Annotated in this window: 12 protein-coding genes; 5 read left to right on the plus strand and 7 right to left on the minus strand. The window is 72.1% G+C overall.

What is annotated here, in order from left to right:
- Nucleotides 1-68: 68 nt before the first annotated feature.
- Nucleotides 69-3092: an alpha-mannosidase gene (locus ACZ56V_RS19525; RefSeq protein ID WP_468943763.1), complete on the plus strand. Its 3024-nt coding sequence runs from the start codon at nt 69-71 to the stop codon at nt 3090-3092.
- 24 nt (nt 3093-3116) lie between these two features.
- On the opposite strand, the gene ACZ56V_RS19530 is transcribed toward ACZ56V_RS19525, so the two are convergent.
- Nucleotides 3117-4529, minus strand: coding sequence for a lipase maturation factor family protein (locus ACZ56V_RS19530; protein WP_468943766.1), 1413 nt, complete (start codon nt 4527-4529; stop codon nt 3117-3119).
- Nucleotides 4530-4656: 127 nt separating this feature from the next.
- Here ACZ56V_RS19530 and ACZ56V_RS19535 point away from each other — a divergent pair, with 127 nt between their 5' ends.
- A complete protein-coding gene (locus tag ACZ56V_RS19535) occupies nt 4657-6747 on the plus strand; it encodes a SpoIIE family protein phosphatase (RefSeq protein WP_398916819.1) in 2091 nt (696 codons plus the stop codon).
- A 40-nt stretch (nt 6748-6787) separates the two neighbouring features.
- The gene (locus ACZ56V_RS19540; RefSeq protein WP_468943770.1) at nt 6788-7651 is read left to right on the plus strand and encodes an Fpg/Nei family DNA glycosylase; all 864 of its coding nucleotides are present in this window, start codon (nt 6788-6790) and stop codon (nt 7649-7651) included.
- A 39-nt stretch (nt 7652-7690) separates the two neighbouring features.
- Here the strand turns inward: ACZ56V_RS19540 and ACZ56V_RS19545 are convergent, their stop codons facing one another.
- From ACZ56V_RS19545 to ACZ56V_RS19555, 3 genes are all read right to left on the minus strand, one after another.
- Nucleotides 7691-8341, minus strand: coding sequence for a zf-HC2 domain-containing protein (locus tag ACZ56V_RS19545; protein ID WP_468943773.1), 651 nt, complete (start codon nt 8339-8341; stop codon nt 7691-7693).
- 172 nt (nt 8342-8513) lie between these two features.
- On the minus strand, nt 8514-9029 hold the full coding sequence (locus ACZ56V_RS19550; RefSeq protein ID WP_003977917.1) for a hypothetical protein: 516 nt from the start codon (nt 9027-9029) through the stop codon (nt 8514-8516).
- A gap of 141 nt (nt 9030-9170) precedes the next feature.
- Nucleotides 9171-9725, minus strand: coding sequence for a sigma-70 family RNA polymerase sigma factor (locus tag ACZ56V_RS19555; RefSeq protein WP_356370585.1), 555 nt, complete (start codon nt 9723-9725; stop codon nt 9171-9173).
- 264 nt (nt 9726-9989) lie between these two features.
- Between ACZ56V_RS19555 and ACZ56V_RS19560 the strand changes: the two genes are divergently transcribed.
- A complete protein-coding gene (locus ACZ56V_RS19560; RefSeq protein ID WP_468943776.1) occupies nt 9990-11144 on the plus strand; it encodes a CapA family protein in 1155 nt (384 codons plus the stop codon).
- A gap of 1 nt (nt 11145) precedes the next feature.
- On the opposite strand, the gene ACZ56V_RS19565 is transcribed toward ACZ56V_RS19560, so the two are convergent.
- A complete protein-coding gene (locus ACZ56V_RS19565; protein ID WP_398916809.1) occupies nt 11146-11619 on the minus strand; it encodes a MarR family winged helix-turn-helix transcriptional regulator in 474 nt (157 codons plus the stop codon).
- Between the two features lie 58 nt (nt 11620-11677).
- Here ACZ56V_RS19565 and ACZ56V_RS19570 point away from each other — a divergent pair, with 58 nt between their 5' ends.
- Nucleotides 11678-12493, plus strand: coding sequence for an alpha/beta fold hydrolase (locus ACZ56V_RS19570; protein ID WP_398916807.1), 816 nt, complete (start codon nt 11678-11680; stop codon nt 12491-12493).
- Here ACZ56V_RS19570 and ACZ56V_RS19575 read toward each other — a convergent pair.
- Nucleotides 12490-13896 (minus strand): amino acid permease, encoded by a 1407-nt coding sequence (locus ACZ56V_RS19575; RefSeq protein WP_398916805.1) that lies wholly within the window; start codon nt 13894-13896, stop codon nt 12490-12492. The two genes, ACZ56V_RS19570 and ACZ56V_RS19575, sit on opposite strands and share 4 nt — an antisense overlap.
- 120 nt (nt 13897-14016) lie before the next feature.
- Nucleotides 14017-14478: a universal stress protein gene (locus tag ACZ56V_RS19580; protein ID WP_356370600.1), complete on the minus strand. Its 462-nt coding sequence runs from the start codon at nt 14476-14478 to the stop codon at nt 14017-14019.
- Between the last annotated feature and the right edge of the window lie 5 nt (nt 14479-14483).

The raw sequence follows: 14483 nt of genomic DNA on the forward strand, positions 1-14483 counted from the left end.
CTGACGTCGGCCCCCGCCCCCGCGACCCACCCTGGCAACCACCCGCCCCCCGACCCCGGAGCTCCCGCATGCATGACGACCGCAACCTGGTCGAAGCCCGCCTCAAGCGCGTCCTCGACGAGCGTGTCCGCCCCGCCCTCTACCCCGAGTCCGTACCGCTGGACGTGGCGGTCTGGAACGCGCCCGGCGAGCCCGTCCCGGTCGCGGAGGGACTCGCCGCCGAACCGCGTCCCATCGAGGTCGGCGCCCGCTGGGGCGCGCCCTGGGGCACCAGCTGGTTCCGCGTCACCGGCACCGTGCCGAAGGAGTGGGCCGGGAGGACCGTCGAGGCGATCCTCGACCTCGGCTTCGACGAGAACATGCCCGGCTTCCAGTGCGAGGGGCTGGTCTACCGCCCCGACGGCACCCCCGTGAAGGGCCTCAACCCGCGCAACCAGTGGGTGCGGATCGGCGCCCCCGTCGAGGGCGGCGAGGAGGTCCGCCTGCACGTCGAGGCGGCCTCCAACCCCGTCATCCTCGACTACCACCCCTTCGTGCCGACCCGGCTCGGCGACAAGGACACCGCGGGCAGCGAACCGCAGTACACCCTCACCCGCATGGACCTCGCCGTCCTGGACGAGACGGTGTGGAACCTGGTGCTCGACCTGGAGGTGCTCGGCGAGCTGATGGCCGAGCTGCCCGTGGAGTCGCCGCGCCGCTGGGAGATCCTGCGCGCCGTCGACAGGGCACTGGACGCCATCGACCTCCAGGACGTCAACGGCACGGCGGAGCAGGCGCGTTCCCGCCTCACCGAGGTGCTGTCGGCCCCCGCCGTGCCCTCCGCGCACCGCATCAGCGCTGTCGGGCACGCGCACATCGACTCGGCCTGGCTGTGGCCGTTGCGCGAGACCGTCCGCAAGGTGGCCCGCACCACCTCCAACATGACCGCCCTGCTGGAGGACGAGCCGGACTTCGTCTTCGCCATGTCCCAGGCCCAGCAGTGGGCGTGGGTGCGCGACCACCGGCCCGAGGTGTGGGCGCGGGTCAAGAAGGCCGTGGCCGACGGGCGATTCGTGCCGGCCGGCGGCATGTGGGTGGAGTCGGACACCAACATGCCCGGCTCGGAGGCCATGGCCCGGCAGTTCGTGCACGGCAAGCGCTTCTTCCTCGACGAGTTCGGCGTCGAGAACGACGAGGCGTGGCTGCCGGACACCTTCGGCTTCGCGGCGGGCCTCCCGCAGATCATCAAGGCGGCCGGCGCCAAGTACCTGCTGACGCAGAAGATCTCCTGGTCCCAGACGAACAAGTTCCCGCACCACACCTTCCGCTGGGAGGGCATCGACGGCACCCGGATCTTCACCCACTTCCCGCCCGTCGACACCTACAACTGCTCCATGAAGGGCAGCGAGATCGCCCACGCGGCGAGGAACTTCAAGGACAAGGGCGTCGCCCGGCACTCCCTCGCCCCCACCGGCTGGGGCGACGGCGGCGGCGGCGCCACCCGCGAGATGGTCGCCAAGGCGGCCAGGCTGAGGAACCTCGAAGGCTCGGCGACGGTCGAATGGGAGACCCCGCACGCCTTCTTCGAGAAGGCCGAGGCCGAGAACCCCGCGCCTCCCGTCTGGGTCGGCGAGCTGTACCTCGAACTGCACCGCGCCACCCTCACCAGCCAGGCCAAGACCAAGCAGGGCAACCGCCGCAGCGAACACCTGTTGCGCGAGGCCGAGCTGTGGGCGGCCACGGCGGCCGTGCGCGCCGGGTTCCCCTACCCGTACGACGAGCTGGACCGCATCTGGAAGACGGTCCTGCTGCACCAGTTCCACGACATCCTGCCCGGCTCCTCCATCGCCTGGGTGCACCGCGAGGCCCGCGCCACCTACGACCGGGTCGCCGCCGAACTGAACGGCATCATCGACGCCGCCCAGCGCGCCCTGGCCGGCGAGGGCGACACCCCACTGGTCTTCAACTCCGCCCCGCACGCGCGGGCCGGGGTCCCGGCGGGCGCCGCCGCGTCCCCCGCCCCCGAGGGGCGGACCGTCCTGACTCCCCGCCCCGGCGGCGGCCACGTCCTGGACAACGGCCTGCTGCGCGTCGAGATCGACGACCGGGGACTGGTGGTGTCGGCCCACGACCTTGCCGCCGACCGCGAGACCATCGCACCGGGCGGGGCGGGCAACCTGCTCCAGCTCCACCCGGACTTCCCCAACATGTGGGACGCCTGGGACGTCGACGAGTTCTACCGCAACACGGTCACCGACCTCACCGACGCCGACGAGGTCGCCCCCGGCGACGACGGCGCCTCGGTGCGCATCGTCCGCTCCTTCGGGTCCTCCCGCGTCACCCAGGTGCTGACCCTGGCGCCGGGGGAGCGGCGTCTTGAGGTGGACACCGAGGTCGACTGGCACGAGACGGAGAAGTTCCTCAAGCTCGCCTTCCCGCTCGACGTGCACGCCGAACGGTACGCGTCGGAGACCCAGTTCGGGCACTTCCACCGGCCCACCCACACCAACACCAGCTGGGAGGCCGCCAAGTTCGAGGCCTGCAACCACCGCTTCGTACACCTGGAGGAGCCCGGCTGGGGCGTCGCCGTCGTCAACGACTCGACGTACGGCCACGACGTCACCCGCACCGTCCGCACCGACGGCGACGCCGGTACGACCACCACCGTGCGGGTCTCCCTCCTGCGCGCCCCGCGCTTCCCCGACCCCGAGACCGACCAGGGCGTGCACCGCTTCCGGCACGCGCTGGTGCCCGGCGCGGGCATCGGCGACGCGGTGCGCGAGGGCTGGCGGATCAACCTGCCCGAGCGGCACCTCACGGGCGGCGCCGGGGAGGTCGCGCCGCTGGTGACGGTCGACCGGGACGCGGTCGTGGTGACCGCCGTCAAGCTGGCCGACGACGGCAGCGGCGATGTCGTGGTCCGCTTCCACGAGGCCCACGGCGGCCGGGCCCGCGCCACCCTCACCACCGGGTTCGAGGCCACGGACGTCCAGGTGACCGACCTGCTGGAACGCCCGCTGGCGGACGCGGAGGCACCTCGGCTGGACGGCGACCGGATCACCGTACGGCTGCGTCCGTTCCAGCTGATGACCCTGCGGCTCAAGCGCGCCTAGCGCCTCCGCCGCGACGGGCCCGGCTCACCGGGAAGAGGTGAGCTGGGTCGGCGGCAGGTACTCCCGCACATACGTCCGCTCCCAGCACGCGCCCGTCTCCCGCAGCTCCCGCCAGGTCGTGTACCGGTACCGGAACAGCCGGGCGCGCACGAAGCGCGGCGGCGCGTCGGGCGGGAACGGGGAACTGCGCAGCAGCCGCAGCGTGGCGCGGTCGTTCTCCAGCAGCCGTTCCACGAAGGTGCCGAACCACGATCCGGCGTAGGAGGGCGACAGCGCGGCGAACCACATCAGCCAGTCCAGTCGCAGGTGGTACGGCGCGAACTGGCGCGGCCAGCGGTGTGGATCACCCGGCTTGCCCTTGAACTCGTACGCGCGCCAGTCGCCGTCCTTCCTGGCCACCTCGTCGGCGGTGCCCTCGACCACCACCTCGTACCGGACCCGGCTGACGGAGCCGAAGGCGCCGTACGTGTTGACCAGGTGGAGCGAGTCGAAGGAGCGGTTCATCACCTGGCGGCGGGAGATCATGTTGCGCACCGGCCGGTGGCTCAGGAACACCAGCAGCGCCGCCACCGCCAGGACCACGACCTCGTACCAGAGCGGGGCGGCGGCGGTGGACGGCGGACCGGCCGGGAAGCGGATCACCGACAGGGCCAGCACGATGGTGATCCAGTTGAGCCAGGAGAAGTTGCCCGAGAGCACCAGCCACAGCTGGGTCGCGATCATCAGCGCGGCGGCGGCCGTCGACACGGGGTGCGGGGCGAACAGGAGGAACGGCACCACCAGCTGCGTGACATGGTTCGCGGCGACCTCGACGCGGTGCAGGGGCCGGGGCAGATGGTGGAAGAACCAGCTCAGCGGGCCGGGCATCGGCTGGGTCTCGTGGTGGTGGTCCAGACAGGTCAGCCTCCGCCAGCACTCGTCGCCGCGCATCTTGATCAGACCCGCCCCGAACTCCACCCGGAACAGCAGCCAGCGCAGCAGGAACAGCACCACGACCGGCGGCGCCACCTCCTCGTTGCCCAGGAACACGGCGACGAAGCCGGTCTCCAGGAGCAGCGACTCCCAGCCGAACGAGTACCAGGTCTGTCCGACGTTGACGATCGAGAGGTACAGCGCCCACGGCACCAGCCACAGCAGCATCGCCCCCCACAGCGGCAGCAGCGAGTCCAGCCCGGCCACCAGCGCCGCCGACACCGCGCAGCCCGCCCAGGCGCAGCCCGCGAAGAGCCGGTCCGAGTAGCGCCACTGGAACAGGCTGGGCGCCCGCCAGAACGGCACCCGCTCGACGAAGCGGGGCACGGGCGTCAGACCGCGCTCGCCCAGCAGCGCCCGGAACTGCAGGGCCGCCGTCAGGAACGCGACCAGGTACACGACGGCCAGGGCCCGCTGGAAGACCAGCCGGGCCGGCCAGTAGTCGGGTGCGATGAACCAGTCCACGGCCGGGCTCCTCTCGTACCCGCTTCGTGTACCCCGCCCGGTTGGCGGGCCCCCACCGGAGGCCCTCCGGCACGGGCCGGCGAACCAGGAGTCGAAGATTCCGACAAATCCTGGCAAGGTGGGGTCCATGTCTGATCGGGGAGCGAGCGCCCCGTCACTCCCGGACGACTGGCCCGCCCACCCGGACCCGATCCTGGCGCTCAACCGCATGGGCAGCTTCGACTGGGACCTGGACGCCGGACTGTTCCACATGGACGCCCAGGCCCACGAGGTGTTCGACCTGCGCCCGGAGGAGTACGACGGGCGCCCCGAGTCGCTGGCGCTGCGCGTGCCCACGGCGGAGAGCCGCCGCATGGACACCATCGTCGCCCGGGCCATGAAGGACGGCAGCGAGAACTACGGCACCTACTTCCGGCTGCGCCGCCGCGACGGCACCCTGCGCTGGACCCACACCCAGGGCTACATCCGCCGGGACGAGACCGGCCGCCCCCGCCGGATCATCGGCATCGTCCGCGACGCCACCCAGGAGGTGGCCGACATCGCGGCCAACCGGGAGCAGGCCGCGCAGGACGAGGCGCGCCGCCGGCTCACCAACGTCGTCCAGCTCGCCACGGCCGCCCTCGCGCACGCCCGCACGGTGGACGACGTCATCGACGTGCTGCGCGACACCCACGGACTCACCCGGCTGGGCGCCACCAGCCTGGTGATGGGCCTGGTCGAGGCCGGCCGCATCCGGCTGGTCGCCGACGGGCCGGAGAACAGCTTCATCCCCGGGACCCGGGTCACCCGGATCGACGAGCCGTACCCGATGAGCGAGGCCGTGCGGACGCTGAGCCCCCGCTTCATCGAGTCGCCGGAGGAGTTCGCGGAGCGCTACCCCGAGCTGTGGCAGGGCATCACCCACCTCGACATCACCGCGGCCGCCTACCTGCCCCTGATCGCCCAGGCCCGGCCCATCGGCGCCATCGGGCTGCTCTACAGCGACCGGCACGGTTTCTCCCCGGAGGACCGCAACGTCCTGGTGGCGCTCGGCAGCGGTATCGCGCAGAGCCTCCAGCGGGCCATGCTCTACGAGCAGGAGATGGACCTCGCCGAGGGACTCCAGCAGGCCATGCTGCCGCGCACCATTCCCAGCGTGCCCGGCTGCGACGTCGCCGTCCGCTACCGCGCGGCCTCCATCGGAGGCGCCCTCGGCCGGGACATCGGCGGCGACTGGTACGACCTGATCCCGCTGCCCGGCGGGCGCGTCGGCGCCGTCATCGGCGACGTCCAGGGCCACGACACGCACGCCGCCGCCGTCATGGGCCAGCTGCGCATCGTGCTGCGCGCCTACGCCGCCGAGGGCCACCCCCCGGCCACGGTGATGGCACGGGCTTCCGTCTTCCTGCACGAGCTGGACACCGACCGCTTCGCGACCTGCCTGTACGCCGAGGCCGACCTGGGCACCGGAGTGGTCCAGGTGGTCCGCGCCGGACACATCGACCCGCTGCTGCGCTTCGGCGACGGCACCTGCCGCCTGGTGCGCGTCGAGGGCGGGCTGCCGCTCGGCCTGTCCGCCGAGTTCGGGCGCCTCGCCTACCCGGTCGCCACCCTGGAGCTGGACCCGGGCAACACCCTGCTGCTGTGCACCGACGGCCTGGTCGAGCAGCCCGGCGCCGACCTCGACGAGGGCATGGACGTCCTCACGGCGCTGATCACCTCCGGACCGCGGGACGTGCGGGACCTGGCCGACCGGCTGATCGACGTGGTCGACGAGCGGCGCGGCGACGACGACGTCGCGCTGCTGGTGCTGCGCCGCCACGGCCTGGGCGCCCCCCGGACCTTCGGCCGGGTCCAGCAGCACGTCTCCCCGGGCGACCCCGAGGGCCTCACCGAGGCCCGGCACATGATCCGCGCCGCGGTCCGCTCCTGGGGCGCCAAGGCCCAGAGCGACGAGATCGAACTGGTCGCCGACGAGCTGATGACCAACGCCCTCATGCACACCGAGGGCTCCGCGATCGTCACCCTGCGGCTGCTCACCGGAACCGAGCGGCGGCTGCGGGTCGAGGTCGAGGACTCCTCCAGCGCCCTGCCGCGCCGCCGGGAGGCCGGGGACGACGGGGTGTCCGGGCGGGGCCTGCTCCTGGTCGACACGCTCGCCGACGAGTGGGGCGTGGAGGCACGCGGCGGCGGGAAGGTCGTGTGGGCCCAGTTCGAGGTGGCGCACGGCGCGGGCTGAACCCACTGGCACTGTCGGTCGCCGGTGGCACTCTGGACGTATGCCAGAACTGCCCGAGGTCGAGGCGCTCCGCGATTTCCTGACCGAGCACCTCACCGGCCGCGAGATCGCCCGGGTCCTGCCCGTGGCGATCAGCGTCCTGAAGACGTACGACCCCCCGCTCACGGCGTTGGAGGGCCACCAGGTGACGGCCGTGCACCGCTACGGCAAGTTCCTCGACGTCGAGACGGCCGACGGCCCGCACCTGGTGACCCACCTGGCCCGGGCCGGCTGGCTGCACTGGAAGGACAGCCTCCCCAGCGGCATGCCCAGACCCGGCAAGGGCCCGCTCGCGCTGCGGGTCGCCCTGGAGACCGGCGCGGGCTTCGACCTGACGGAGGCGGGCACGCAGAAGCGGCTCGCGGTGTACGTCGTGGCCGACCCGCGGCAGGTGCCGGGCGTGGCCCGGCTCGGCCCGGACCCGCTCGCCGACGACTTCGACCCGGCACGCTTCGCCGCCCTCCTCGACGGTGAGCGGCGGCAGCTCAAGGGCGCCCTGCGCGACCAGAGCCTGATCGCGGGCGTGGGCAACGCGTACAGCGACGAGATCCTGCACGCCGCCAGGATGTCCCCGTTCAAACTGGCCGCCTCCCTCACCGACGAGGAGACCGCCCGGCTGTACGCGGCGCTGCGCGACACGCTCACCGAGGCCGTGGAACGCTCCCGGGGCATCGCCGTGGGACGCCTGAAGGCCGAGAAGAAGAGCGGGCTGCGGGTCCACGGCCGCACCGGGGAGCCCTGCCCGGTGTGCGGCGACACCGTCCGCGAGGTCTCCTTCAGCGACTCCTCGCTCCAGTACTGCCCGACCTGCCAGACCGGCGGCAAACCGCTGGCGGACCGCAGGATGTCCCGGCTGCTGAAATGACGGCGCCGACGCGGTGAGCGGCGGTGGCCGGGGCGGCGGTCAGCCGGCCGGCAGCGTCACCAGGCGCTCGCCGTCCGCCGTGCGCACCTCGTAGCGGTCGATCTGGCCGGGATGCAGCGCGGCCCCGCCGCGCATGGTGTGGGGCCGGGCGTCGTGCCGGGGGACCATCCAGCTGGTGATCGTCTGTTCGGACCCGTCCCGGCCGACGGCGACGAGCCGGCACGAACGCGGGCCGGCCCCGTCCTTGACCTCCAGTCGCACGTCCGTGCCCCAGATCTCGTCCTCGGCCGTGATCCTCGCCCACACCCCGGACCGGGCGTCCGTCGCGGTGACCGGCGCCGCCTGGCCGCCCTGGCTCGCGTACAGCACGGCGCCGGGCCCGGCCACGGCGCACACGACGGAGGCGGCCACGGCGTACAGCACCCGCCTGCGGCCTGCCCGCCGGCGCGTGGCCACCGCGGACAGCAGCCGGTCGAGCAGCCGCGGCCCCGGCCTGGTCAGCGGGTGGACGATACGGGGCGTCGCCTCCCGGTAAAGCATCAACTGGCGGGCGGCGGGGCCGAATTCGGTCACCTGGGCCGAGCATCGGGGGCATTCCATGAGGTGGTCCTCGAAACGGAAGGCCTCCGCCTCGTCCAGCACGCCGAGCGCGTAGGCGCCGACGTCACGATGCCTTTCCAGGGACCTCATGACGAATCCTCGTACCGTCGGGTGCGGGTGGGGTTACTCCTTGCTCCCACCCGTACGCACCGGACAGCCGAATCACTCAAGCCACGACGGAATCGCGACCAAGGTGTTCGGAGCGGCCCGGGGCGTGGATTGGTCCCTCCTTCGGAAAGGTTCGCGAGGCCGTCCGGGGCGGCTAGAACAGGTGGATGGCGAGGTGCCCCAGCGGCAGCCCGAGCTGCCAGGCGGGCGTCCACACCTTCGGCCCCTCGTCCTCCCCGGTCACCGGCGCCCCGCCGGGGACCGCGTTCAGGTCCGGGGCGAGCAGTTCGGTGTCCTGAAGCCAGCGCCAGGCGGCCCGGGCCAGCTCCAGGTCCGGCGAGTGGCGTCCGGCGGCCACCGCGTCGGCCGTGACCTCGGCCAGCCGTCCGTGCACCCACTCGTGCCAGGGCTGGTCGTAGGCGGTCAGGGACAGCCAGGTCTCCAGGTGGGTGACGACCCGGATGCCGCTCAGCTCGTTCTCCGTGTCGGACAGGAAGACGGTGAGCGCCAGCGCGTCGCGGCCGGCGCGGAACTCGAAGGACGTCGGCGGCATCAGGTCGCCGGTCCGCAGCAGTTCGTCGGCGATGTACTCGGCGTACAACCACGCCATGGGAACGCTCAGTTCGCCCCCACCGGTGCCGTCCGTGCTCTCTTGACCTCTGTGCAGCATCCCTTCCTGCCTTCCTCCGGTGCGTGCGCGTCGCCCGACCCGGGTCATGGGCCCCCGTCCGGAACACGGATGAGGACAGCCGATTACTCAACCGGGGTCCTGGGCAAGGCGCTTTACGGAGGTTTGACCATAGGGCCGGTTTCACCGCAGGTCGGCGGCGTATCCCGGTAGCACCCTGCGCATGGCGCGCAGCGCGTAGTATGCGCGGGACTTCACGGTACCGGGTGGGATGCCGAGGGTGGCCGCGGCTTCCGCCACACTCGCCCCCTGGAAATACACCAGCACCAGGACTTCACGGTGCTCCGGAGTGAGTGTCTTCACAGCCTCGCGCACATCGAGGGCCGCGGCGGCCCGTTCGGCGTGGTCGGAGCAGACGCGGGCGTTCTCCAGTACGGCGTCGCCGACCTCCGGGGGGCGTGCCTGGCGGGCGCGGCGCGCGTCGATCGCGAGCCGCCGGGCCACGGTCAGCAGCCACGGCCGTACGGAGTCGAAGTCGTCGGCGCGCAGGGCCTCGGGGTGCTGCCAGGCGCGGACCAGGGTCTCCTGCACCAGGTCCTCGGCGCGCTGCCGGTCGCCGTCGCTGAGCCGCAGCAGCAGCGCGAAGAGCGGCCGGCCGTGCTCGCGTTGCAGTGCGGCGAGCTCGTGCTCGGCGGTCGTCCCGTTCGCTGTGTCCGTCAGGGTGATTCCGGCCGTCATGGCCGTATGGCACCGCAGGGGGCCGCGCGGGGACAGGGCGTGCGCACGGGTGTGCGGCGGGCGGTCGATCGCGTCGACGAACGGTTCGACGAACGGTCGGCGCGCGGCCGGCCTGCGGCGGGAGGGTGGTCCGGGCGCCCCGTTCGCGCACGCCGGACGGGCTAATGGGCGTGTCGGAGCCACCGGTGACAAGCCGCGCCTCTTTATCTGTTTGTAAGTAAATGTGACTTTCCATCGGTGTGTGCGACCCAGCGGAGTGAACGGATGATCACACGCAGTCGGCAGGTGGCCCTGGCCCTGACCGCCCTCCTCACCGCGGGCGCGGCCTGCCAGGCCGACGACCACGAACCGCCGAAACCGCCGGCGCCGGCCCCGTCCGCCGCGGACACCGGTGGGTTCACCCTGGTCGCCTCCGGGGACGTGCTCCCGCACGACTCGATCATCGAGCGGGCACGCTTCGACGCGGGCGGTACCGGCTACGACTTCCGCCCCATGCTCGCCGGCGCCCGGCCCGTCGTCGCGCGGGCCGACATCGCCCTGTGCCACATGGAGACCATCTACGGCGCGAGGGGCGACTACAGCGGCTACCCGCTCTTCAAGTCCCCGCCCGAGGTGGCGAAGGCGCTGGCCGCCACCGGCTACGACGGCTGCTCCACCGCCTCCAACCACAGCGTGGACGACGGCGCGGACGGCATCCGCCGCACCCTGGACGCCCTCGACCGCGCGGGCGTACGGCACGCCGGGACGGCGCGCACCGAGGACGAGGCGGATCTCGCGACGGTACTGCGCGCGGGCCGGGCCCAGGTGGCCCACCTCGCCTACACCCTCCACACCAACGGCCAACCGCTGCCCGCGGACCAGCCCTGGGCGGTCGGCCTGATCGACGAGGCGCGCATCGTCGACGACGCGCGGGCCGCCCGGAAGGCCGGCGCCGACGTCGTCGTCGTGTCGCTGCACTGGGGCACCGAGTGGCAGGATGAGCCGGACCAGGACCAGTTGGCCCTGGCCCGGAGCCTGACCGCCGCACGCACCGGCGACCGCCCCGACATCGACCTGATCCTCGGCACCCACGCCCACGTCCCGCAGGCCTACGAGAAGGTCAACGGCACCTGGGTGGTCTACGGCATGGGGGACCAGGTCGCGGGCGAGATGGTCAACGACGCGGGGGTCCGCGATCCGCGCGGCAACCAGTCGGCCATCGGCCGCTTCACCTTCGCCCCGCCCGGGCGGACCGGTGAGCGCTGGAGGGTGACGAAGGCCGAGTTCGTCCCGCAGCTGTTCGACGTCGACGCCGGCCGGGTGGTGAACCTCAACCGGGCGATCGAGGAGGGCGCCGACGTACGCGCCGTGCGCGACCGCATCCGCGACGTGGTGCTCAGCCGGGGCGCCGCCGAGGACGGGCTGGTGATGGGGGAGTAGGTCACGCGTCCGCCACGTCGTCCAGGGCCGTCAGCATGGCCCCGAGCACACGCAGACAGGTGGTGACGTCGGCGTCCGTGAGGTCCGAGCCGACCTCGCGCAGCAGGCGGTGCTCCCGGTCGAGGACGCCGTCGATCGCGGCCCGGCCCCGGTCGGTCAGCCGGATCAGCGACGACCGGCGGTGCGCCGGGTTCGGGGTGCTCTCCACCAGGTCCAGGGCCGCGGCCTCGTTGACCATCCGCTGGACGAACTGACGGCTGATCGCCTGGGCCCGGCCCATCTGCGGCACGGTCATCGGTCCGCCGCGCCGCAGCATCGTCAGCACGGCGCGGACGCCCACGGACAGACCGTCGGCGGCCAGCCCCTGCTCGACGCCGCGCTGAGCGCGCCGGTAGAGGGGGCCGACCAGGTCGTAGACCTCGGTGAGGCGCCGGGCGAGCGCGTCCGGGGGGAGGGGGGCGTCGATGTCGTTCACCCCACCATCATGACACCCAGGTTGCCAAAGTGAGACCCGACATGACACCTTGGTTGTCATGAATTCCGCTTCGGACCTCCGTCTCTTCGCCTCCGACGACGGCGATCTCGCCTACCGCGACACCGGTTCGGGCGACCCGGTCGTCCTGCTGCACTCCGGCTTCACCGACCACCGCGTGTTCGACGCCCAGATCCCCGCCCTGGCCCGCGAGTACCGGGTGATCGCTCCCGACGTCCGCGGCCACGGCGCCTCCGCCAACGCGACCCGGCCGTTCCGCTGGGCGGACGACCTCGCCGCCCTGCTCCGCCACCTCGACACCGGACCCGCGGTGCTCGTCGGCGTGTCCATGGGCGGGGCCATCGCCACCGACACGGTCATCGAGTACCCGGAACTGGTCCGTGCGGTGGTGGCCTGCGGGGCGTCCACCAGCGAGTTCGAGTACACCGACCCCTGGGTGCGACAGGTGCAGGCGGAGCAGGCCGCCGCACTGGGCGCCGGGGACGTCGAGGGCTGGCTCACGGCGTTCCTGCGCTTCGTGCCGGGGGAGTACCGCACCCTCGACGACGTCGACCCCGACGTGCTGCGCCGCGTGCGCGAGATGGCCCTCGGCACCCTCGCCAAGCACACCCCGGACGAGGAGAACCACCATGTGCCCCTGACCGGCGCCTGGGCCCGCGTCCCGAAGATCGACGTCCCGGTCCTCGCCGTCAACGGCGCCCTGGACGCGCCCGAGCTGCTCGCCGAGGCGGAACGGCTCGCCCGCACGGTCCAAAACGGCCGTTCCGTCGTCGTCGAAGGCGTCGCGCACTACCCGAACATGGAGCGGCCCGGGGCCTTCACGGACATCGTCGCCGGATTCCTCGGCACCCTCTAACGCCGCGCCAGCTCCGACTTCCGGTACGAGTACGCGAAGTAGATCACCAGGCCCACCACGAACCACACGGCGAACCGCACCCAGGTCTGCCACTGCAGGAACGTGATCAGCCAGATCGAGAAGACGATGCCCAGCGCCGGCACGAACGGCATCCACGGGGTACGGAAGGTGCGCGGCAGGTCCGGCTGCCGGTAGCGCAGCACGATCACCGCCGCGCACACCACCACGAACGCCAGCAGGATGCCGATGTTGGTCAGCTCCGCCGCCTCGCCGATCGGCAGGAACCCGGCGATCACGGCCGACGCGACCCCGACGATCCAGGTGACCCGTGTCGGCACGTGCCGTGTCGGGTGCGTCTTGGCGAACCACTTGGGCAGCAGTCCGTCGCGCGACATCGAGAACCACACGCGGGTGACGCCCAGCATGAACGTGAACATCACCGTGAGGATGCCGATGATGGCGCCCACCGCGATGATGTCGGCCAGCGAGCTGAGCCCCACCGACTTGAACGCCGTCGAGAAGCCGCTCTCCGGGTCGATGTCCTTGTAGTTCTGCATGCCGGTCAGCACCAGACAGGCCGCCACGTACAGCACCATCGAGATGATCAGCGAGTAGACGATCGCCTTCGGCATGTGCCGCTGGGCGTCCTTCGACTCCTCGGCCGCGGTCGACATGGCGTCGTAGCCGAAGACCGCGAAGAACACCGTCGCCGCGCCGGTGAACGCCCCGCCGACCCCGAACGGGAAGAACGGGTGGTAGTTCGAGCTGTTGATGTGGAAGACGCCGACCCCGATCACCAGCAGCACCACCAGCACCTTCAGCACGACCACGACCATCTCGAAGCGGGCCGCGTTCCTGATGCCCAGCGTCAGCAGGTACGCGATCAGCAGGCACAGCACGGCCGCGAACAGGTCGACCTTGTGTCCGTCCCCGGTGCCGGGCGCTCCCAGCATCCAGTTCGGCAGGTCGGCTCCCATCTCGCCGACCAGGAAGCTGAAGTAGCCCGAGATGCCGATCGCGACCACCGCCACGATCGCCGTGTACTCCAGGAGCAGGTCCCACCCGATGAACCAGCCCACCAGCTCGCCCAGGACCGCGTACCCGTAGGTGTAGGCGGAGCCCGCCTTCGGGATCAGCCCGGCGAACTCCGCGTACGACAGGGCGGCCGCCGCGCTCGCGACACCGGCGATGAGGAAGGAGACCAGGACCGCCGGACCCGCGGTGCCGTTGGCGACCGTGCCGGCCAGCGTGAAGATCCCGGCCCCGATGATGCCGCCGACGCCGATCGCGGTCAGCTGCCACAGCCCCAGCGAGCGCACCAGGCCCCCGCCGCTCTCCGTCTCCTCGATGTATTCGATGGGTTTGCGGCGGAGAACACCCTCACCCATGCGGATCCGGGCCATGCGCCTCACCTCTTCGTGAACGGCAAACGGCTGACGGTGGATCATGATGACGCACACACGTCCGTGACGGAAGTCACGACGCACGCAGGACCCAAGACGCCCGCACCGGCCGGGCCGGTGCTACGGCACCACCGTCACCGGCCAGCGTCCCGCCTTCACCAGCCGCACCGCGACCGAGCCGACGAACCGGTGACCGGCCTGCTCGGAGGCGCCCACCACCACCGCGTCCGCCTTCAGCTCGTCGGCCGTCTGCACCAGACCGCTGTACGGGTCGCCGCGGAACGTGTGGAACTCCCAGCGGACGTCGAATATCCCCTTCACCCGCTGCGTCGACTCCCGGATCTGGGCCACCAGCTCCTCGGCGATCTCGTCGGTCGTCTCCGCCACCGACGCCCCGAGCGCCGCGCCTCCCGCCAGCACCGGCTGCACGTACACCACGGCGAGCAGCGCGCCCTGCCGCCTGGCCAGCCCCCCGGCGTAGGCGGCGGCCCGCAACGAGGAGTCGGAGCCGTCGACACCGGCGACGATGACCTTCGGGCCGTCCGTGCCGCGTTCGAACTGATGGGAGTGCTGTTCCGTCACGCGGC

Source organism: Streptomyces sp. NPDC034099, assembly GCF_055575415.1.